At 57.1% G+C, this 18,511-nt stretch carries 19 protein-coding genes; 15 read left to right on the forward strand and 4 right to left on the reverse strand.

The window, feature by feature from the left end:
* The first annotated feature begins 186 nt into the window (after positions 1 to 186).
* Genes phnL through phnP form a run of 5 tightly spaced genes read left to right on the forward strand, consistent with a single transcriptional unit; the run spans position 187 to position 3,758 of the window.
* Positions 187 to 867 carry a phosphonate C-P lyase system protein PhnL gene (gene phnL / locus GRPL_RS22685; RefSeq protein ID WP_032698361.1) on the forward strand — a complete coding sequence of 227 codons (681 nt, stop codon included), beginning with the start codon at positions 187 to 189 and terminating at the stop codon, positions 865 to 867.
* Positions 864 to 2,000, forward strand: coding sequence for an alpha-D-ribose 1-methylphosphonate 5-triphosphate diphosphatase (gene phnM, locus GRPL_RS22680; RefSeq protein WP_032698362.1), 1,137 nt, complete (start codon positions 864 to 866; stop codon positions 1,998 to 2,000). The genes phnL and phnM overlap by 4 nt, the downstream gene beginning before the upstream one ends.
* The gene (gene phnN / locus GRPL_RS22675) at positions 2,000 to 2,569 is read left to right on the forward strand and encodes a ribose 1,5-bisphosphokinase (RefSeq protein ID WP_032697118.1); all 570 of its coding nucleotides are present in this window, start codon (positions 2,000 to 2,002) and stop codon (positions 2,567 to 2,569) included. The genes phnM and phnN overlap by 1 nt, the downstream gene beginning before the upstream one ends.
* A complete protein-coding gene (gene phnO / locus GRPL_RS22670; protein WP_032698363.1) occupies positions 2,556 to 2,990 on the forward strand; it encodes an aminoalkylphosphonate N-acetyltransferase in 435 nt (144 codons plus the stop codon). Before phnN ends, phnO begins: the two co-directional genes overlap by 14 nt.
* Before the next feature lie 9 nt (positions 2,991 to 2,999).
* Positions 3,000 to 3,758, forward strand: a complete 759-nt coding sequence (phnP, locus tag GRPL_RS22665) for a phosphonate metabolism protein PhnP (protein WP_032689898.1) — start codon at positions 3,000 to 3,002, stop codon at positions 3,756 to 3,758.
* A 70-nt stretch (positions 3,759 to 3,828) separates the two neighbouring features.
* Here phnP and yjdP read toward each other — a convergent pair whose 3' ends face one another.
* On the reverse strand, positions 3,829 to 4,179 hold the full coding sequence (gene yjdP, locus GRPL_RS22660; RefSeq protein WP_032698365.1) for a DDRRRQL repeat protein YjdP: 351 nt from the start codon (positions 4,177 to 4,179) through the stop codon (positions 3,829 to 3,831).
* Between the two features lie 69 nt (positions 4,180 to 4,248).
* A complete protein-coding gene (gene rpiB, locus GRPL_RS22655; protein WP_032698366.1) occupies positions 4,249 to 4,698 on the reverse strand; it encodes a bifunctional allose-6-phosphate isomerase/ribose-5-phosphate isomerase RpiB in 450 nt (149 codons plus the stop codon).
* 360 nt (positions 4,699 to 5,058) lie between these two features.
* Between rpiB and GRPL_RS22650 the strand changes: the two genes are divergently transcribed.
* The 6 genes from GRPL_RS22650 to alsK all read left to right on the forward strand — a co-directional run bounded on the left by GRPL_RS22650 (position 5,059) and on the right by alsK (position 11,152).
* Complete coding sequence (locus tag GRPL_RS22650) at positions 5,059 to 5,946, forward strand: MurR/RpiR family transcriptional regulator (RefSeq protein ID WP_004856567.1); 888 nt, start codon at positions 5,059 to 5,061, stop codon at positions 5,944 to 5,946.
* A 65-nt stretch (positions 5,947 to 6,011) separates the two neighbouring features.
* Positions 6,012 to 6,947, forward strand: coding sequence for a D-allose transporter substrate-binding protein (gene alsB, locus GRPL_RS22645; RefSeq protein WP_032697117.1), 936 nt, complete (start codon positions 6,012 to 6,014; stop codon positions 6,945 to 6,947).
* 76 nt (positions 6,948 to 7,023) lie between these two features.
* Positions 7,024 to 8,556 (forward strand): D-allose ABC transporter ATP-binding protein AlsA, encoded by a 1,533-nt coding sequence (gene alsA / locus GRPL_RS22640; protein WP_032698368.1) that lies wholly within the window; start codon positions 7,024 to 7,026, stop codon positions 8,554 to 8,556.
* Positions 8,535 to 9,515 carry a D-allose ABC transporter permease gene (gene alsC, locus GRPL_RS22635; protein WP_004856559.1) on the forward strand — a complete coding sequence of 327 codons (981 nt, stop codon included), beginning with the start codon at positions 8,535 to 8,537 and terminating at the stop codon, positions 9,513 to 9,515. The genes alsA and alsC overlap by 22 nt, the downstream gene beginning before the upstream one ends.
* A 10-nt stretch (positions 9,516 to 9,525) precedes the next feature.
* A complete protein-coding gene (gene alsE / locus GRPL_RS22630) occupies positions 9,526 to 10,221 on the forward strand; it encodes a D-allulose 6-phosphate 3-epimerase (protein WP_032689903.1) in 696 nt (231 codons plus the stop codon).
* Positions 10,205 to 11,152 carry an allose kinase gene (gene alsK, locus GRPL_RS22625; RefSeq protein ID WP_032698370.1) on the forward strand — a complete coding sequence of 316 codons (948 nt, stop codon included), beginning with the start codon at positions 10,205 to 10,207 and terminating at the stop codon, positions 11,150 to 11,152. Before alsE ends, alsK begins: the two co-directional genes overlap by 17 nt.
* On the opposite strand, the gene GRPL_RS22620 is transcribed toward alsK, so the two are convergent.
* Positions 11,064 to 13,670, reverse strand: coding sequence for an ATP-binding protein (locus tag GRPL_RS22620; RefSeq protein ID WP_032698371.1), 2,607 nt, complete (start codon positions 13,668 to 13,670; stop codon positions 11,064 to 11,066). The two genes, alsK and GRPL_RS22620, sit on opposite strands and share 89 nt — an antisense overlap.
* Positions 13,671 to 13,855: 185 nt before the next feature.
* On the opposite strand from GRPL_RS22620, the gene GRPL_RS22615 reads away from it, so the two are divergent.
* The 3 genes from GRPL_RS22615 to GRPL_RS22605 are packed head-to-tail and all read left to right on the forward strand — an operon-like array spanning position 13,856 to position 17,347.
* Positions 13,856 to 15,376: a sugar ABC transporter ATP-binding protein gene (locus GRPL_RS22615; protein WP_032689905.1), complete on the forward strand. Its 1,521-nt coding sequence runs from the start codon at positions 13,856 to 13,858 to the stop codon at positions 15,374 to 15,376.
* Positions 15,373 to 16,374 (forward strand): ABC transporter permease subunit, encoded by a 1,002-nt coding sequence (locus GRPL_RS22610; protein WP_032689906.1) that lies wholly within the window; start codon positions 15,373 to 15,375, stop codon positions 16,372 to 16,374. The genes GRPL_RS22615 and GRPL_RS22610 overlap by 4 nt, the downstream gene beginning before the upstream one ends.
* Positions 16,375 to 16,405: 31 nt before the next feature.
* A complete protein-coding gene (locus tag GRPL_RS22605) occupies positions 16,406 to 17,347 on the forward strand; it encodes an ABC transporter substrate-binding protein (RefSeq protein WP_032689907.1) in 942 nt (313 codons plus the stop codon).
* 37 nt (positions 17,348 to 17,384) lie between these two features.
* Here the strand turns inward: GRPL_RS22605 and GRPL_RS22600 are convergent, their stop codons facing one another.
* Complete coding sequence (locus tag GRPL_RS22600; RefSeq protein WP_015585352.1) at positions 17,385 to 18,113, reverse strand: response regulator; 729 nt, start codon at positions 18,111 to 18,113, stop codon at positions 17,385 to 17,387.
* 273 nt (positions 18,114 to 18,386) lie between these two features.
* Here GRPL_RS22600 and GRPL_RS26445 point away from each other — a divergent pair.
* The coding region (locus tag GRPL_RS26445) for a hypothetical protein (RefSeq protein WP_155274621.1) at positions 18,387 to 18,511 on the forward strand (125 nt) is incomplete at its 3' end.

An 18,511-nucleotide genomic window follows, 5' to 3' on the forward strand; every position in this document is an offset into this window, starting at 1 on the left:
ACAGCGCCCACAGGCCGGGTAAGGCCATGAACACAGCACCCCAGGCCGGGTAAGGCCATGAACGCAGCGCCCCAGGCCGGGTTAGGCCGTGAACACAGCGCCCCAGGCCGGGTAAGGCCATGAACACAGCACCCGTAGGCCGGGTAAGGCGAAGCCGCCACCCGGCACCCAAACCACGAGGCCAAAATGATTCACGTTGAAAATGTCAGTAAGACCTTTGTACTCCACCAGCAAAACGGCGTGCGTCTGCCGGTGCTGCAGAATGCCTCTCTGGAGGTCAGCAATGGCGAATGCGTGGTGCTGCACGGCCATTCCGGCAGCGGCAAATCCACCCTGCTGCGTTCGCTGTATGCCAACTACCTGCCGGACACCGGCCATATCCATATCCGCCACGGCGACGAATGGGTTGACCTGGTCAACGCCTCGCCGCGTAAAGTGCTGGAAGTCCGCAAGCGCACCATCGGCTGGGTCAGCCAGTTTCTGCGCGTCATCCCGCGAATCTCGGCTCTCGAAGTGGTGATGCAACCGCTGCTCGACCTCGGCATTGCGCGCGATACCTGCGCTTCGCAGGCTGCCCGCCTGCTGACGCGTCTGAACGTTCCGGAACGGTTATGGCATCTGGCGCCGTCCACATTTTCCGGCGGGGAACAGCAGCGGGTCAATATCGCCCGCGGTTTCGCGGTGGACTACCCGATTTTACTGCTTGATGAGCCGACCGCCTCGCTGGACGCCAGAAACAGCGCCGCCGTAGTGGAACTGATTAACGAAGCCAAAGCGCGCGGCGCGGCTATCGTCGGCATTTTCCATGATGAAGCGGTCCGCAATCAGGTCGCCGACCGACTGCACCCGATGGGAATAACAGCATGATTATCAATAATGTAAACCTGGTTCTCGAAGACGAAGTGGTGCACGGGTCGCTGGAAGTGCGGGAGGGCAGCATTTACGCCTTTGCCGAAAGTCAGAGCCAGCTGCCGCAGGCGCTCGACGGTGAAGACGGCTGGCTGCTGCCCGGGCTGATTGAGCTGCATACCGATAATCTGGACAAATTCTTTACTCCGCGCCCGAAAGTCGACTGGCCCGCCCACTCGGCGATGAGCAGCCACGATGCGCTGATGGTCGCCAGCGGTATCACCACCGTTCTGGATGCGGTCGCCATCGGCGACGTACGCGACGGCGGCGATCGCCTGGAGAATCTGGAAAAGATGATCAACGCCATCGAGGAGACGCAGAAACGGGGCATCAACCGCGCCGAACATCGCCTGCATTTACGCTGTGAACTGCCGCACCACACCACGCTGCCGCTGTTTGAAAAGCTGGTAGACCGTGAACCCGTCACCCTGGTATCGCTGATGGACCACTCGCCCGGTCAGCGTCAGTTCGCCAATCGCGAGAAGTATCGCGAGTATTACCAGGGCAAATATCAGCTAACTCATGAGCAGATGCTGCGCTATGAAGAAGAGCAGATCGCGCTGGCGGCAACCTGGTCCCACGCCAACCGTCGGTCCATCGCCGCGCTGTGTCGCGATCGCCATATTGCGCTCGCCAGCCACGACGACGCCACCGCGGAGCATGTCCTCGAATCCCATCAGCTTGGCAGCGTGATCGCCGAGTTTCCCACGACGTTAGCCGCCGCCGAGGCGTCACGTCGCCACGGTATGAACGTATTGATGGGCGCCCCCAATATCGTGCGCGGCGGTTCGCACTCCGGCAACGTCGCGGCCCATCAGCTGGCGGCCAGCAACCTGCTCGATATTCTGTCGTCAGACTATTATCCCGCCAGCCTGCTCGATGCGGCGTTCCGCATCGCGGACGACCACGACAACGCCTTCTCGCTGCCGCAGGCCATTCGTCTGGTCAGCAAAAATCCGGCCCAGGCTCTGGGATTAGACGACCGCGGGGTGATCGCGGAAGGTAAGCGTGCCGATATGGTGCTGGCGCACCGTCGCGGCGAACACGTCCATATTGACCACGTCTGGCGTCAAGGAAAGAGGGTCTTCTGATGAGCGGAAAATTGATTTGGCTGGTGGGTGCCTCAGGCTCCGGAAAAGATAGCCTGCTGGCGGCCTTACGCCAGCGCGAAAATGCCCAGCTGCTGGTGGCGCATCGCTATATTACGCGCCCGTTCAACGCCGGCAGCGAAAATCATATTGCGCTCAGCAAGCAGGAGTTTTTCAACCGCGCCGAGCGCCAGCTGTTCGCCCTGAGCTGGCATGCCAATAACAATTACTACGGAATTGGTATCGAAATTGACCTGTGGCTGCACGCCGGTTTTGACGTGGTGGCCAATGGCTCCCGCGCCCATCTGCCGCAGGCCCGGGCGCGCTACGCTGACGCCCTGCTACCCATCTGCCTGCAGGTCACGCCGGAGGTGCTACGCCAGCGCCTGCAACAACGCGGGCGAGAGAGCGAAGCGGAGATCGCCCTGCGCCTGGAGCGTGCAGCGCGCTACGCCCCTTCCGACTGTCTGACGTTGAACAACAACGGCAGCCTCGGACAATCCGTCGACCAGTTCCTCACGCTGCTGCGCCGCCACTACGCCCGACAAGAGAATCAACATGCCTACCTGTGAACTCCGGGCCCCGACTCTGGACGACGTCGATGCCGTATATGCGTTAATTTGCGAATTAAAGCAGAAAGCGTACGATCGCCGCCATTTCACCGCCGGATTTGCCATGAACCTGCAAAATCCAACCCTGCGCTATCAGCTGGCGCAGGTGGAGGGAGAGACGGTCGGGCTGATTGGGCTACAGTTGCAGTTTCCGCTTAATTTCAACGCCTGGATCGGGGAAGTGCAGGAACTGGTGGTGCTGCCGCAGAGACGCGGCCTGCACGTCGGCCAGGCGCTGCTGGCATGGGCGGAGGAGGAAGCCCGCGGACACGGCGCGCAAATGGTGGAGCTCTCCAGCGGCAAAGCCCGTCCCGACGCCCACCGTTTCTATCTCCGTGAAGGGTATACGCAAAGCCATCTGCGTTTTAAAAAAGCGCTGTGAGGAGGAAGTATGGGCCTGACTATCCGCTTAACCGGCACCGGCGGCGCCCAGCTGGTTCCAGTCTTCGGCTGCGACTGCGCAGCCTGTCAGCGTGCGCGCAGCGATGAGGCGCATCGTCGGCGCCCCTGTAGCGCGGTCGTGACCTTCAATGACGCCGTGACGCTGCTGGATGCCGGGCTGCCCGACCTGATGGACCAGTGGCCCGCCGGCCAGTTTCAGCAGTTTTTACTTACCCACTATCATATGGATCATGTTCAGGGATTATTCCCGCTGCGCTGGGGCGTCGGCGCGCCGATTCCGGTGTTTGGACCGCCGGACCCTGAAGGTTGCGATGACCTGTTTAAACACCCCGGCCTGCTGGACTTCAGCCATACCGTTGAGCCGTTTGTGGTGTTTACCTTGCAGGGGCTGCGGGTGACGCCGCTACCGCTCAATCACTCGAAGCTGACCTACGGCTATCTGCTGGAATCGGCGCACAGCCGGGTAGCCTGGTTGTCGGATACCGCCGGATTACCGGAAAAAACGCTCAAATTCTTACTGAATAACCAGCCGCAGGCGATCGTGATCGACTGCAGCCATGAGCCGCGCCCGCAGCCTCCGCGCAACCACTGCGATTTGAATACGGTACGCGCCATCAACCAGGTACTGGCCTGCCCGCGGGTCATTCTGACTCATATCAGCCACCGGTTTGATCTCTGGATGATGGAGCATCCCTTGCCGCCGGGGTTTGAGGCCGGCTATGACGGTATGGAGATCGTGCTGGATTAATCTTTAACCCGGGTAAGCGCTATCGTCACCCGGTCAGCATCGCGTCGCCACGGCCAGAAACGCAGCACGGTTAATCGTCGTCATCCAGTCGCCGCTGGTCGTTCTCCAGCTGCCGGCGATCCTGATCCAGCTGGCGCTGGCGATCGTCGAGCTGACGGCGACGATCCTCTATCTGTCGTTGCCGATCGTCATACTGCCGCTGGCGATCGGTGCTTTGTTGGCGGCTGCCCTGGTAACGTCCGTCATCATAGCGGTCGTCATCATAGCGGTCGTCGTCATCAGAGCGGCTATCGCCGGGGTTGTAGGCATCATTAATCGCCTGCTGAATATTACCGATTGCGTCGTCAATAATATCAGCGCGCGCCAGCTGGCTACTCAGCGACAGCGTGCAGAGGATTAAAGCGGTAAAGTAACGTTTCATAGAGCCAGTCTCTTCGGGGGGCTGGCCCTACGTTAATCAACGGTCGTGGCGGCGAGTAGCGGAGGAATCTCAAATCCGCGGCTGTTCAAGCGCGGTAATCGCATCAATTCGCGTCTGATGACGTCCGCCTTCATAATCGCTCCCCAACCAGGCATCGACAATCATTTTCGCCAGCTCAAGACCTATCACGCGCGCGCCGAAGGCCAGCACATTGGTATTATTATGTTGCCGCGATAGCTGGGCCGAATAGGGTTCACTGCACACCACCGCGCGAATGCCGGGGTATTTATTGGCGGTGATGGAGATCCCGACGCCGGTGCCGCAGATCAGGATCCCCCCCTCGGCTTCGCCTGTCAGAATGGCCTGCGCGACAGCGCTGGCATAACGGGGATAATCGGTACGCTCAGGTGACCATGTTCCCTTATCCAGCACCTCGATCCCCCGCAGCCGGAGATGCGCCATAATATCGTTTTTAAGGATAAACCCGACGTGATCACAGCCAATTGCAATCCTTTTCATACTTAACCTCGCCTGTTCTTACTTTACGAACATAGATGGAGTTGTGATTTAAACCGGAAAAACTGGCGCAATAATCGTCAAAAATCCGGTCTGACGTGCCCTTTCTACATCGCGAAAATTCACAAATCAAGCGAGAAAAATAGCCAACTCATATTGCCTATCGTCTTAAATCTTACGGGTAAAGATGAAAAATACTTGTTTTATAAATAGTTAATCAAAAAATGGCCATTCTCAAAATCGCCAACACTTTACAAAAACCAAAACTTTATAAAAATTATATTTTTGTGAAGTTGATTGTATCTTTTCTGTTTTGCCTGTGGTGATATAGTGACGTCTTCACTTTATGGACAAGAGAAAGCGATGAGTCAGTCAGAATCCAGTTCGCTCCCCAACGGTATCGGCCTCGCCCCCTGGCTACGCATGAAGCAGGAAGGAATGACCGAAAACGAAAGCCGAATCGTCGAATGGTTGCTTAAACCTGGCAATCTGAGCGACGCTCCCGCCATTAAAGATGTGGCGGAAGCGCTGTCGGTTTCCGAAGCAATGATCGTTAAGGTCTCCAAACTGCTCGGTTTTAGCGGTTTTCGTAACCTGCGTAGCGCCCTGGTGGAGTATTTTTCTCAATCTGAACAGGTCCTTCCGGCAGAGCTCTCCTTTGATGAAGCACCTCAGGACGTGGTGAATAAGGTTTTTAATATTACCCTGCGTACCATTATGGAAGGTCAGTCGATCGTTAATGTCGACGAAATTCATCGCGCGGCACGTTTCTTCGCCCAGGCCAACCAGCGCGATCTGTACGGTGCCGGTGGATCAAATGCCATCTGCGCCGATGTGCAGCATAAGTTTTTACGTATCGGCGTGCGCTGCCAGACATATCCGGATGCGCATATCATGATGATGTCCGCCTCGTTATTGAAAAAAGGCGACGTCGTGCTGGTAGTCACCCATTCCGGGCGCACCAGCGATATTAAATCGGCAGTAGAACTGGCAAAGAAGAACGGCGCTAAAATTATCTGTATTACCCATAGTTACCATTCACCGATTGCTAAATTAGCTGATTTTATTATTTGCTCGCCAGCACCAGAAACTCCTCTATTAGGGAGAAACGCCTCAGCGCGTATTTTACAACTTACATTATTAGATGCTTTTTTTGTTTCGGTAGCCCAACAAAATATTGAACAGGCCACTTTAAACATGCAAAAAACCGGCGCCATTGTTGATTTCTTTTCACCAGGAGCGCTGAAGTAAATAATAAACACCGATCCCACTACGGTGGGATCAATATTACTGTATCCTACACCGAGAACACTGTTATGAATAAATACCTGAAAATTTTCAGCGGCGCGGCTATGGGCGTAATGTTATCTACCAGCGCTTTTGCCGCCGCCGATTACGCTGTGGTATTAAAAACATTATCGAATCCTTTCTGGGTTGATATGAAAAAAGGTATTGAAGATGAGGCTAAAACGCTGGGAGTCAGCGTCGATATTTTTGCCTCGCCTTCGGAAGGGGATTTTCAATCACAGCTTCAGCTCTTCGAAGACTTAAGCAATAAGAACTATAAAGGCATCGCTTTCGCCCCTCTCTCATCGGTCAACCTGGTGATGCCCGTGGCGAAAGCCTGGAAGAAAGGGATTTATCTGGTCAATCTCGATGAAAAAATCGATATGGATAACCTGAAGAAAGCAGGCGGTAACGTGGAAGGTTTCGTCACCACGGATAACGTCGCGGTGGGGGCAAAAGGGGCCGATTTTATTATCGAGAAACTGGGAGCTGAGGGCGGCGACGTTGCCATCATCGAGGGAAAAGCGGGGAACGCGTCGGGCGAAGCCCGTCGTAACGGTGCGACGGAGGCATTCAAAAAAGCCACTCAGATCAAGCTTGTTGCCAGCCAGCCAGCCGACTGGGATCGCATTAAGGCGCTCGATGTTGCCACTAATGTGCTACAGCGGAACCCTAACCTGAAAGCCTTTTACTGCGCGAATGACACCATGGCAATGGGCGTTGCCCAGGCCGTAGCCAACGCCGGGAAAAGCCAAACGGTTCTGGTGGTCGGCACTGACGGTATCCCTGAAGCGCGTAAAATGGTTGAAGCCGGTCAGATGACCGCAACGATTGCGCAAAACCCTGGCAATATCGGCGCGACGGGACTGAAAATGATGGTTGATGCCGAAAAAACCGGCAAGGTGATTGCACTGGATAAAACACCGGAATTCAAACTGGTGGATTCTATTCTGGTCACAAAATAATTTTTCCAGCAGCTAGCCCGATGTTCTCCCCTTACCCTCCTGACCTCAGGAGGGTAAAAATAAGTAAGGAGTTATTATGCTCACGCCATATATTTCAATGGCGGGGATCGGCAAATCATTTGGTCCGGTTCACGCATTAAAATCGGTCGATTTAACCGTTTACCCGCACGAAATACATGCGTTGCTAGGGGAAAACGGTGCCGGGAAATCAACGTTAATGAAAGTTTTGTCGGGAATACATGAACCGACCACAGGCACCATCACGGTTAATAACGTGAATTATGCCAGGCTCGACCATAAATTAGCAGCCAGACTCGGCATCGGCATTATTTATCAAGAACTCAGCGTTATTGATGAATTAACCGTAATGGAAAATTTATATATCGGCCGCCATCTGACGAAAAAAGTCTGTGGCGTCAATATTATCGACTGGAAAGAGATGCGCATCAGAGCGGCAATGATGCTGCTGCGCATCGGATTAAAGGTCGATTTAGATGAGAAAGTCGCGAATCTGTCCATCAGCCATAAGCAGATGCTGGAAATCGCGAAAACACTGATGCTCGACGCCAAAGTGCTGATCATGGATGAACCTACCTCTTCGCTGACCAACAAAGAGGTGGACTACCTGTTCCTGATCATGAACCAGCTGCGTAAAGAGGGGACCGCCATCGTCTATATCTCGCACAAGCTGGCGGAGATACGCCGGATCTGCGACCGCTACACGGTGATGAAGGACGGTAGCAGCGTATGCAGTGGCATGGTCAGCGAGGTCAATAACGACGATATCGTACGTCTGATGGTCGGTCGTGAGTTGCAAAACCGCTTTAACGCGATGAAAGAGAACACCGGAAATATCGCGCGCGAAACGGTATTCGAGGTGAAAAATGTCACCAGCCGGGACAAGAAAAAGGTCCGCGATATCTCCTTTAGCGTCAATCGCGGTGAAATTCTCGGCTTTGCCGGTCTGGTGGGCTCCGGGCGTACCGAACTGATGGATTGTCTGTTTGGCGTTGATAAGCGCAGCAGCGGTGAAATCATCCTCAATGGTAAAGCGATTACCCCGCGTTCACCGCTGGATGCCTTAAAGAAAGGAATGGGTTACATCACGGAGAGTCGCCGGGACAACGGTTTCTTCGGCAATTTCTCCATTGCGCAAAACATGGCTGTCAGTCAAAGCCTGAAACACGGCGGCTATAAAGGGGCAATGGGGCTGTTCCATGAAGAGAACGAGCGTAAAACGGCGGAAGCGCAGCGTAAATTACTGGCGCTGAAGTGCCACTCTGTCGATCAGAGCATCACCGAACTTTCCGGCGGTAACCAACAAAAGGTCCTGATATCCAAATGGTTATGCTGCAACCCCGACGTCATTATTTTCGATGAGCCGACGCGCGGGATCGACGTCGGCGCGAAAGCCGAAATTTATAAAGTGATGCGCCAGCTGGCGGATGACGGAAAAGTCATTCTGATGGTGTCATCCGAGCTTCCTGAAATTATCGCCGTCTGTAACCGCATCGCCGTGTTCTGCGAAGGGCGGCTGACGAAAATTCTGACCAATCGCGACGACATGAGCGAAGAGGAGATTATGGTATGGGCACTGCCGCAAGAGTAAAAGGGGAGTCCGATGGCAAAAAGCCGTTCAACTTCGCACTGTTCTGGGATAAATACGGCACCTTTTTTATCCTCGCAATTATTGTCGCGATTTTCGGCTCGCTGTCGTCGGAATACTTTCTGACGACCAATAACATCACGCAAATATTTGTTCAGAGCTCGGTGACGGTGCTCATCGGAATGGGAGAATTCTTCGCTATTCTGGTAGCAGGCATCGACCTGTCGGTGGGGGCGATTCTGGCGCTTTCCGGCATGGTGACCGCCAAACTCATGCTGGCAGGAGTCGATCCGTTCCTCGCGGCGCTGATTGGCGGCGTGCTGGTCGGCGGCGCGCTAGGCGCGATTAACGGCTGCCTGGTCAACTGGACCGGCTTGCACCCGTTCATTATTACCCTCGGCACTAACGCGATTTTTCGCGGTATCACCCTGGTTATCTCCGACGCCAACTCGGTCTATGGCTTCTCTTTCGAGTTCGTCAATTTCTTTGCCGCCAGCGTATTGGGGATCCCGGTACCGGTCATCTTCTCGCTTATTGTGGCCGTGATTCTATGGTTCCTGACCACCCGGATGCGGTTGGGCCGCAATATCTACGCCCTCGGCGGCAATAAAAACTCCGCCTTCTACTCTGGCATTGATGTCAAGTTCCACATGTTGCTGGTGTTCATTATCTCCGGCATCTGCGCCGGGCTGGCGGGGGTGGTCTCGACGGCACGTCTCGGCGCCGCGGAGCCTCTGGCCGGGATGGGCTTTGAAACCTACGCCATTGCCAGCGCCATTATCGGCGGCACCAGCTTCTTTGGTGGTAAGGGACGCATTTTTTCTGTGGTGATTGGCGGCCTGATCATCGGCACCATCAACAACGGCCTGAATATTCTCCAGGTACAAACCTACTACCAGCTGGTGGTGATGGGTGGATTAATTATCGCGGCTGTCGCCCTCGACCGTCTTATCAGTAAGTAAGGAATTTATGATGAAAATTTCCCCCTCTTTAATGTGTATGGACCTGCTGAAATTCAAAGAACAGATCGAGTTTATCGATCGGCATGCAGATTACTTCCACATCGACATCATGGACGGTCATTTTGTCCCTAACCTGACACTATCGCCGTTTTTCGTCAGTCAGGTGAAGAAGCTGGCCAGTAAACCGCTGGACTGCCATCTGATGGTCACCCGGCCACAGGATTACATCAGCCAGCTGGCGCAGGCAGGCGCGGACTTTATCACCCTGCATCCGGAAACGATTAACGGTCAGGCTTTCCGCCTGATAGAGGAGATTCGTCGCCACGGCATGAAGGTCGGGCTCATTCTCAATCCGGAAACGCCGGTTGAAACGATGAAATATTACATCCACAAGGCGGACAAAATTACGGTGATGACCGTCGATCCGGGTTTCGCCGGCCAACCCTTTATTCCTGAAATGCTGGAGAAGATCGGCGAACTAAAAGCGTGGCGAGAACGAGAAGGACTGGCCTACGAGATTGAGATCGACGGCTCATGCAATAAAGCGACCTATCAAAAACTGATGGCGGCAGGCGCGGACGTCTTTATCGTCGGTACCTCCGGTCTGTTTAACCATGGCGACAATATTCACGACGCGTGGCAGGTCATGGCAGAGCAGATTCTGGCGGCCAAAAACGAGGTATTCCCTCATGCAAAAACAGCGTAAGGTCGTCGCAGGTGTGGACATGGGCGCAACCCATATCCGCTTTTGCCTGCAAACCGCGCAGGGCGAGACTCTGCATTGCGAGAAGCTGCGCACTGCTGAAGCGATCGCGCCTGACGGTCTGGTCAGCGGGATAACCATGTTGATTCAGCAGCAGCTTGACCGCTTTCAGGCCCGTTGCTGCGGCCTGGTGATGGGCTTTCCGGCATTGGTAAGCAGAGATAAACGGACGATTATCTCCACCCCCAACCTATCGTTACCGCCGGAAACCCTGCGTACGCTCGCCGATGAGCTGGAGCATTCGCTGGCCTGTCCGGTCGAATTTTCCCGCGATGTCAATCTCCAGCTCTCATTTGACGTGCAGGAAAATGGTTTGCAGGCGCAACAGGTGCTAGCCGCTTATCTCGGCACCGGCATGGGCTTCGCCATCTGGTTAAACGGCGGGCCGTGGACAGGCGCGCACGGCGTGGCGGGAGAGCTGGGTCATATCCCGCAGGGCGACAACGCGCTCATCTGCGGTTGCGGTAATCCCGGTTGTCTGGAAACCGTCTGCTCCGGCATCGCGCTCAAACGCTGGTATGAACAACAACCGCGCGACTATGCGCTGGATGAGCTGTTTTTGCACGCCGCTGAGGAGCCGTTTGTACAGGCTCTCCTGCACCATGCCGCTCGCGCAATCGCCACCAGCATCAACCTGTTCGACCCCGATGCAGTGATCCTCGGCGGCGGCGTGATGGACATGTCCGGCTTTCCACGCGAGGCGCTGCTCACCATGATCAAAGCGCATATTCGCCGCCCGTTGCCTTATCAGGCAGTGCAGTTTGTTGCCGCATCGTCCTCAACATTTAATGGTGCTCAAGGGGCTGCGGCACTGGCCCGCAGCCGTTATTTGCCACAACCTGTCGCAGCGCCTGCATCAGCTGTGTCCGACTGAAGGGTTTACGCAGCAGCTCGACGTCCGGCAGCGCAGGATTGTGCGCCGGACGCAGATCCTGGCCGCTGATCAGCAGCACCGCCACCGTCGGGAAACGGCGCTGGGTTTCGTTGATCACCTCGGCTCCGCTCAATCTGCCCGGCAGCATCAGGTCGCTAATCAGCAGCGCAATTTCTGTCGAAGCCTCAAGTAACTGCAGCGCCTGCTCCCCGTTCCCGGCCTCCAGGGTTAACCAGCCGAGCTGATGAAGCTGCTCACAAAGAGTCTGACGCACATCGGCCTCATCCTCCAGCACCAGCGCCAGCCGTTCACCGCTCACCGTCTGCTCTACTTCCGGTAACGTGCCGCCGCTCGGCGCCTGCGCCGCCGCGCGCGGCAGCTGTAAACGCACCGTGGTCCCCTGGCCCGGCGCGCTCTCAATAGCCACCCGCCCGCCGGACTGGCGGACAAAACCATAGACCATCGACAGCCCCAGACCGCTGCCGCTGCCGGTCTGTTTGGTGGTAAAGAACGGTTCGAACACCTGGGCTTTGACCTCCTGTGACATCCCGCTACCGTGGTCAATCACCTCCAGCGCCACCATATCCTGCCGCCGCCCGTCGCTGCGGGCCACGCGCTGGTTCCAGGTGCGCAGCTTAATCACCCCTGAGCGCCCTTCCATTGCATCGCGAGCGTTCATCACCAGATTGATAATGGCGTTTTCCAGCTGGCCGATGTCAATCCACGCAGGCCACGCGGGTGACTGTGCCTCAATCTGCAGAGTCAGCGTCGTCGGCAGAGAATGGCGCATCAGTTCGCCCAGGTTCTCCAGCAGCGGTTTCATCGCCACGGCATTGGGGTGCAGCGACTGCTTACGCGAGAAGGCCAGCAGCCGCTGGGTGAGCAGCGCTCCGCGTTCTGCGGCTTTTCGCGCCCGGGAGATCCGCGGCACGTCCGCGTCCTGCGGCTGAACCAGTTCAAGACTGCCGATAATCACCGCCAGCAGGTTATTAAAATCATGCGCCAGACCGCCGGTCAGCTGGCCGACCGCTTTCATTTTCTGGCTGTGAACCAGCGCCTGCTCCAGCCCTTTGCGTTCGGTTCTGTCGAGTACCACGTTCACCAGCCCGCGCCCGGGAACCGGACTAAAGCGCAGCTCAATGGTACGATCGCCCGCCAGCTGTAGCTCCTGGGGTTTGGGTAGCGGACGGGACAGGTTGTCACGAATATGTTCCGCCAGAGGGGCGGCCTGGCCCAGCAGCTGCTGATAGTGAATACCGCGCTGCAGATCATTGGCCGCCAGCCCTAACAGCAGCGGATACTGCGGATTCCACACCACCAGCAGCCCCTGGTTATCAAACAGCGCGAAGCCGTCGCGCATGGCATGAAAGGTGGTCTCCAGCAGGGTACTTTTTTCTTTCAGCAGCTGGGAGGTATGGGCCAACGACGCGGTATTGCGGGCAAAGACGTTGAAGGCGCGCGCCAGCTCTCCCAGCTCATCGCGTCGCTGAAGCCCCGGGACAGAGACCTCCTGCTCGCCGTGGGCCAGACGCGACATCGCGCGGGAGATGGCGGTCAGACTGGAGCCGAGGTTACGGTAGATATACCAGCCGGCGAAGCCGGTTATCACCAGCGCCAGCAGCGCCGACAGCAAAATAAACATACTGATGGAACGTAGCTCCCGGTGGCTCTGCGCCGCCCGCAGCTCAGACGCCTGCGCGACCCGGGCAACGTACTGATTAATATCGCTGTTGAGCAGCGCCACCAGCGCCTTAATGTGAAACATATACCAGCCGATGGCCAAATCGCTCTCCTCCAGCTGCGCCGAGAGCGGCTCCAGCCTGGCCAGCTCGCCGTTGAAATCCTGCAGAATCGCGGCCAGCGTAGGATCGCGGCTGGTCGTCGGCAGAAAACCTCGCACCTTATCCAGCTGCTGGACGATCGATCGCGGCGTCGAAGTATGGATGGCCGCAACGATCAGCCGATCCATCTCTGCCAGCGGCCGGGGATCGATCGCGTCTGCGCCATACCGATCGTTAAGATCCTGAATATGCCGGAGATAGCTCTGGTTCTGATACAGCGAGCTGAGCAGTTCATTACGCTGCAGATGACGACGCTGACCGCGTTCCAGCATGCCACCCACGCTCTGCTGCAGCTCATTGCTGCGGCGAATAATACTGGCCACCAGCGCCAGCTCCTGTTGCGCCAGCGGCGCGGCGGCGAGGTGAGAGAGGGAATATTTCAGGGCCTGCTGGGTCTCCAGCAGGCGTTCAGCCTCGCTTTTATACTCCAGCGCACCGACCACCTGGGAGAGGCGAACCGCCGCGGTGGCAACGTTCGCGGTGTCGCGCGCCAGATTCATACTGCCGGTCATATCATCCAGCGTCTGCCGCTGCACCTGTTCTTGTAGCAGGCTGGCATGGCGAAAGCCCAGCAGCGCCACGCCGGCCACCATCAGCGTCACCGCCACCATCAGCAAATTAAACGACAGCAGACGCCCGCGAGCGCTGGTGAAAAACGGGTAGCGATGGGATGGCATGGTCAGCTCCACGATCTTTTTATTTATCCTGGCGGTTGCTGACCCGGACCGGGAGAGCCGCATCGCGTAATTGTGAGCCAGGTTAACTATTCATCAATATGACAAATATGAACGGCGTTTGACATTTTGTATTTATCGTCCTGTGGTGCACTGCGATTCTCGATCACACTCGCAGGAGAGCCGCCATGCAGGGGACACCGGTACTATCCATGCGCAATATTGCCAAAGCCTTTGGCAAGTTTTATGCGCTGAAAGGCGTCGATCTGACGGTCTGGCCCGGTGAGATCCACGCCTTAATGGGGGAGAACGGCGCCGGCAAAAGCACGTTGATGAAGATCCTCGCGGGAGCGTATACCGCTACCAGCGGCGAGATCCTGATCGACGGACGGCCGCACGCCATTAAAGGGCCAAAAGATGCGCTGGCCGCCGGGATCACGCTGATTTACCAGGAGATGCAGCTGGCGCCGAATTTAACCGTCGCTGAGAACATTTTCCTCGGCAGCGAGCTGGCGCGCGGCGGACTGGTACAGCGCAAAGAGATGATTCATCAGGCCCAGGCGGTGATAGATCGTCTCGGCGCTCAGTTTAAGGCCGGCGACCGGGTGATGACCCTGACCATTGCCGAACAGCAGCAGGTGGAGATCGCCCGCGCCCTGCATCGCAACAGCCGGGTCCTGGTGATGGACGAACCCACCGCTGCCCTCTCCTCCCGTGAGACCCAGCGCCTGTTTGAGCTGATTCTGCGCCTGCGCGACGAAGGGATGGCAATTATCTACATCAGCCACCGGATGGCGGAGGTTTATGAACTCTCCGACCGCGTCAGCGTATTGCGCGACGGCCAGTACGTCGGCAGCCTGACCCGCGACAAGCTCAACGCCTCCGAGCTGGTGCGCATGATGGTCGGCCGTCCGTTAAGCGACCTGTTCAATAAAGAGCGTGATATTCCACCCGGCCAGCCGCGCCTGCGGATACAGGATTTGACCGACGGCGGCAAAGTGAAAGCCAGCAGTCTGGTGGTACGGGCCGGGGAAATCGTCGGCCTGGCCGGTCTGGTCGGCGCCGGCCGCTCGGAACTGGCGCAGCTGATTTTCGGCGTGCGTCGGGCCACCGGCGGCGTCATCGAGATCGACGGCGAGCCGGTGGTCATTCACTCTCCGCGCGCAGCCATCGAGCTGGGAATCGGCTTTCTCACCGAAAATCGCAAGGAGCAGGGGCTGTTCCTCGAAATGGCGGCGCAGGAGAACATCACCATGGCCACCCTCGAACGGGATGCCCGCTGGGGCATGCTCAATCGCAAAAAGGCGCAGACCGTCTCCGACGATGCGATCTCCCTGCTCAATATTCGCGTACCGCACGCGCAGGTGCGGGCCGGCGGCCTTTCCGGCGGCAATCAGCAAAAGCTGCTGATCTCCCGCTGGGTCGCCATCGGTCCGCGCATTTTGCTGCTTGATGAACCGACGCGCGGCGTTGACGTCGGCGCCAAAAGCGAGATTTACCGCATCATGACCCAGATGGCGCGCCAGGGGGTGGCCATTCTGATGATCTCCAGCGAACTCCCCGAAGTGGTCGGCATGAGCGACCGGGTGTACGTCATGCGCGAAGGCAGCATCGCCGGCGAACTCCAGGCCGGCGACATCAGCCAGGAAAGCATTATGACGCTGGCCACCGGCGTAAACGACTCTCACCTTAAGGCGGTATCACCATGACAACACAGAAAGAGACCGCCGCGCAGCCGGTGGCAAAATCGGTATCGGCGAAGAAAATCCTGATGGGCGATCTGCTACAAACGGTCGGTATCCTGCCGATTTTAATCCTGATTGTGGCGGTATTTGGCTTTATCGCCCCCAATTTCTTTACCGAAAGCAATCTGTTGAATATTACCCGTCAGGCGTCGATCAACATCGTGCTCGCCGCCGGGATGACCTTCATCATTTTGACCGGGGGGATCGATCTGTCCGTCGGCTCGATTCTCGGCACGACCGCGGTGGCGGCCATGGTGGTATCGCTGACCCCGGAGCTGTCGCTGCTGTCGATTCCGGCGGCGCTGATGCTCGGCCTGCTGCTCGGTTTGTTTAACGGCGCGCTGGTCGCCTTCGCCGGGCTACCGCCGTTTATCGTCACGCTCGGGACCTATACGGCCCTGCGCGGGGCCGCCTATCTGCTGGCCGACGGCACCACGGTGATTAACTCCGATATCAGCTTCGAATGGATCGGCAACGATTACCTCGGGCCAGTTCCGTGGCTGGTGGTGATCGCGCTGCTGGTGGTGGCGGTGTGCTGGTTCATTCTGCGCCGTACCACCCTCGGCGTTCATATCTACGCCGTGGGCGGCAATATGCAGGCGGCAAGGCTCACGGGGATCAAAGTGTGGCTGGTGCTGCTGTTCGTTTACGGCATGAGCGGCTTGCTCTCCGGGCTGGGCGGCGTCATGAGCGCCTCGCGGCTGTACAGCGCCAACGGCAACCTCGGCGTAGGTTATGAGCTGGATGCCATCGCCGCCGTTATTCTCGGCGGGACCAGCTTCGTCGGCGGCATCGGCACTATCACCGGCACGCTAGTGGGGGCGCTGATTATCGCCACGCTCAATAACGGTATGACGCTGATGGGCGTCTCCTATTTCTGGCAACTGGTGATCAAAGGGGCGGTGATCATCATTGCGGTGCTGATCGACAAATACCGTACCCGACACCATCAAAGTGCATAACAACAATACCCTACAGACAGAGGAAAACAGCATGCGTTTGAAACCCATAGTAACCGCACTCTGTGCCGGCGCGCTGCTTGCCGCAGCGCCCTTTACCCAGGCCAAAGAGCTGAAATCAATCGGCGTCACGGTGGGGGATTTAGCCAACCCGTTCTTTGTACAAATCACCAAAGGCGCGGAGCTGGAAGCCCGTAAGCTGGCCGGAGACAATGTGAAAGTGACGCTGGTCTCCAGCGGTTACGATCTGGGTCAGCAAGTGGCGCAGATCGATAACTTTATTGCCGCCAAAGTCGACATGATTATCCTCAACGCCGCCGACTCAAAAGGGATTGGCCCGGCGGTAAAACGCGCGAAAGATGCCGGGATCGTGGTGGTTGCGGTGGACGTGGCCGCCGAAGGCGCCAATGCCACTATCACCTCTGATAACACTCAGGCGGGAGAAATGGCCTGTAAATACATCACCGACCGCCTGAAAGGCAAAGGGAATGTGGTGATTATCAACGGGCCGCCGGTTTCTGCCGTGCAGAACCGCGTTGAAGGCTGCCAGGCCGAGTTTGCACGCCACCCGGATATCAAAGTGCTCTCCTACAACCAGAACGCGAAAGGCAGCCGTGAGGGCGGTCTGGAAATTATGACCTCACTGCTGGCCGCGAATCCGAAGATCGATGGCGTCTTTGCCATCAACGATCCGACCGCGATTGGCGCCGATCTGGCGGCAAAACAGGCGCAACGTCATGAGTTCTTTATCGTTGGCGTCGACGGCAGTCCGGACGGTGAAGAGGCGTTGAAACGTAAAAACTCGCTGTTTGTGGCGACGCCGGCGCAGGACCCGCAGGTGATGGCGGCGAAAGCGGTCGAGATCGGTTATGACATTCTGCAGGGTAAACCGGCCCCGTCCGCACCGGTGCTGATCCCGGTGACCCTGATCGATAAAAACAATATCGGTAGTTACAAAGGCTGGACCGTGAAGTAAGAGCACTATCTCCCCGCTGGCCCCGCGTCTGCCGGGGCTACGCCGCCCTGTCGCCGTGGATAACATCTGCGGCGAACACATAGCCCAGACCGCGCAGGGTTTTGATCAGCGTCGGCTGATGCGGATTCGGTTCGATTTTGCGCCGCAGGCGCATGATCAGCACGTCAATCGTCCGGTCAAAGACTTCGGTGCTTTCGCTATGGGTCAGAGCCAACAGCTGCTCACGGTTAAGCACCCGGCGGGCGTTTTGCGCCAGCGCCAGCAGCAGGCTGTACTCTCCCTGGGTCAGCGGCACCGCTTGCTGTTGCGAGTTAAACAACTCGCAGCGAAACGTATCCAGCCGCCAGCCGTTAAAGAGCAATCCCGTGCCGCCGCTCGCGCCTTCAGCGCCCAGCGCGCCGCTACGCCTGAGCACCGCCTTCACCCGCGCCACCACCACCCGGGAGTTAAACGGCTTGGCAATATAATCATCGGCACCCATTTCCAGCCCTACCACTACGTCGGATTCGCTGCCGAGGCCGGTCAGCATCACGACCGGTAAATCAGGTCGGCTGCGCTGCAGCTGTTGCAGTACCAGCAGCCCGTTGGTGTCAGGGAGAATCATATCCAGCAGCACCAGCGAGATATCCGTCCGCTGGGCCGCCACCGCCAGCGCATCGCTGCCGGTCTGGCACAGCAGCACGTCAAAAACATGCGCGCTGAGCACATCGCTAAGCAGCTCGCCAATCGCGCTGTCGTCATCCACAACCAAAATGACCGGTTTCATTACTTGCCTCTGCCCGCACGGAACGATCTCTGTCTGATTAATTCAGCAAAGCCCCCACGACAAATCCATTACCGGATCGCGTTTCTTCAATCCATGTCACATCTCACCTCCCTTCGACACGTCAAAACTGACGACGCCCTGCTTTTCGTCAGCATTTAGCCCAAAAAATCGACGTATCATCAGTCAATACCCACAATGAAAACATGGCATAGAAGATGCATATTGACGGCGTGATAGCGCATATGCGCCCATTGATCAACTGGAGCAAGACCGATGAAAAAAGTCGTCACGGTTTGCCCGTATTGCGCATCAGGTTGCAAAATCAACCTGGTGGTCGATAACGGCAAAATCGTCCGGGCTGAGGCGGCACAGGGGAAAACCAACCAGGGAACCCTGTG

Source organism: Klebsiella planticola ATCC 33531, from assembly GCF_000735435.1.
Classification (GTDB): Bacteria; Pseudomonadota; Gammaproteobacteria; order Enterobacterales; family Enterobacteriaceae; genus Klebsiella; species Klebsiella planticola.

Coding starts and splice junctions, on each gene's coding strand:
- phnL (WP_032698361.1), top strand. CDS start 187: ATGATTCACGTTGAAAATGTCAGTAAGACCTTTGTACTCCACCAGCAA.
- phnM (WP_032698362.1), top strand. CDS start 864: ATGATTATCAATAATGTAAACCTGGTTCTCGAAGACGAAGTGGTGCAC.
- phnN (WP_032697118.1), top strand. CDS start 2,000: ATGAGCGGAAAATTGATTTGGCTGGTGGGTGCCTCAGGCTCCGGAAAA.
- phnO (WP_032698363.1), top strand. CDS start 2,556: ATGCCTACCTGTGAACTCCGGGCCCCGACTCTGGACGACGTCGATGCC.
- phnP (WP_032689898.1), top strand. CDS start 3,000: ATGGGCCTGACTATCCGCTTAACCGGCACCGGCGGCGCCCAGCTGGTT.
- yjdP (WP_032698365.1), bottom strand. CDS start 4,179: ATGAAACGTTACTTTACCGCTTTAATCCTCTGCACGCTGTCGCTGAGT.
- rpiB (WP_032698366.1), bottom strand. CDS start 4,698: ATGAAAAGGATTGCAATTGGCTGTGATCACGTCGGGTTTATCCTTAAA.
- GRPL_RS22650 (WP_004856567.1), top strand. CDS start 5,059: ATGAGTCAGTCAGAATCCAGTTCGCTCCCCAACGGTATCGGCCTCGCC.
- alsB (WP_032697117.1), top strand. CDS start 6,012: ATGAATAAATACCTGAAAATTTTCAGCGGCGCGGCTATGGGCGTAATG.
- alsA (WP_032698368.1), top strand. CDS start 7,024: ATGCTCACGCCATATATTTCAATGGCGGGGATCGGCAAATCATTTGGT.
- alsC (WP_004856559.1), top strand. CDS start 8,535: ATGGGCACTGCCGCAAGAGTAAAAGGGGAGTCCGATGGCAAAAAGCCG.
- alsE (WP_032689903.1), top strand. CDS start 9,526: ATGAAAATTTCCCCCTCTTTAATGTGTATGGACCTGCTGAAATTCAAA.
- alsK (WP_032698370.1), top strand. CDS start 10,205: ATGCAAAAACAGCGTAAGGTCGTCGCAGGTGTGGACATGGGCGCAACC.
- GRPL_RS22620 (WP_032698371.1), bottom strand. CDS start 13,670: ATGCCATCCCATCGCTACCCGTTTTTCACCAGCGCTCGCGGGCGTCTG.
- GRPL_RS22615 (WP_032689905.1), top strand. CDS start 13,856: ATGCAGGGGACACCGGTACTATCCATGCGCAATATTGCCAAAGCCTTT.
- GRPL_RS22610 (WP_032689906.1), top strand. CDS start 15,373: ATGACAACACAGAAAGAGACCGCCGCGCAGCCGGTGGCAAAATCGGTA.
- GRPL_RS22605 (WP_032689907.1), top strand. CDS start 16,406: ATGCGTTTGAAACCCATAGTAACCGCACTCTGTGCCGGCGCGCTGCTT.
- GRPL_RS22600 (WP_015585352.1), bottom strand. CDS start 18,113: ATGAAACCGGTCATTTTGGTTGTGGATGACGACAGCGCGATTGGCGAG.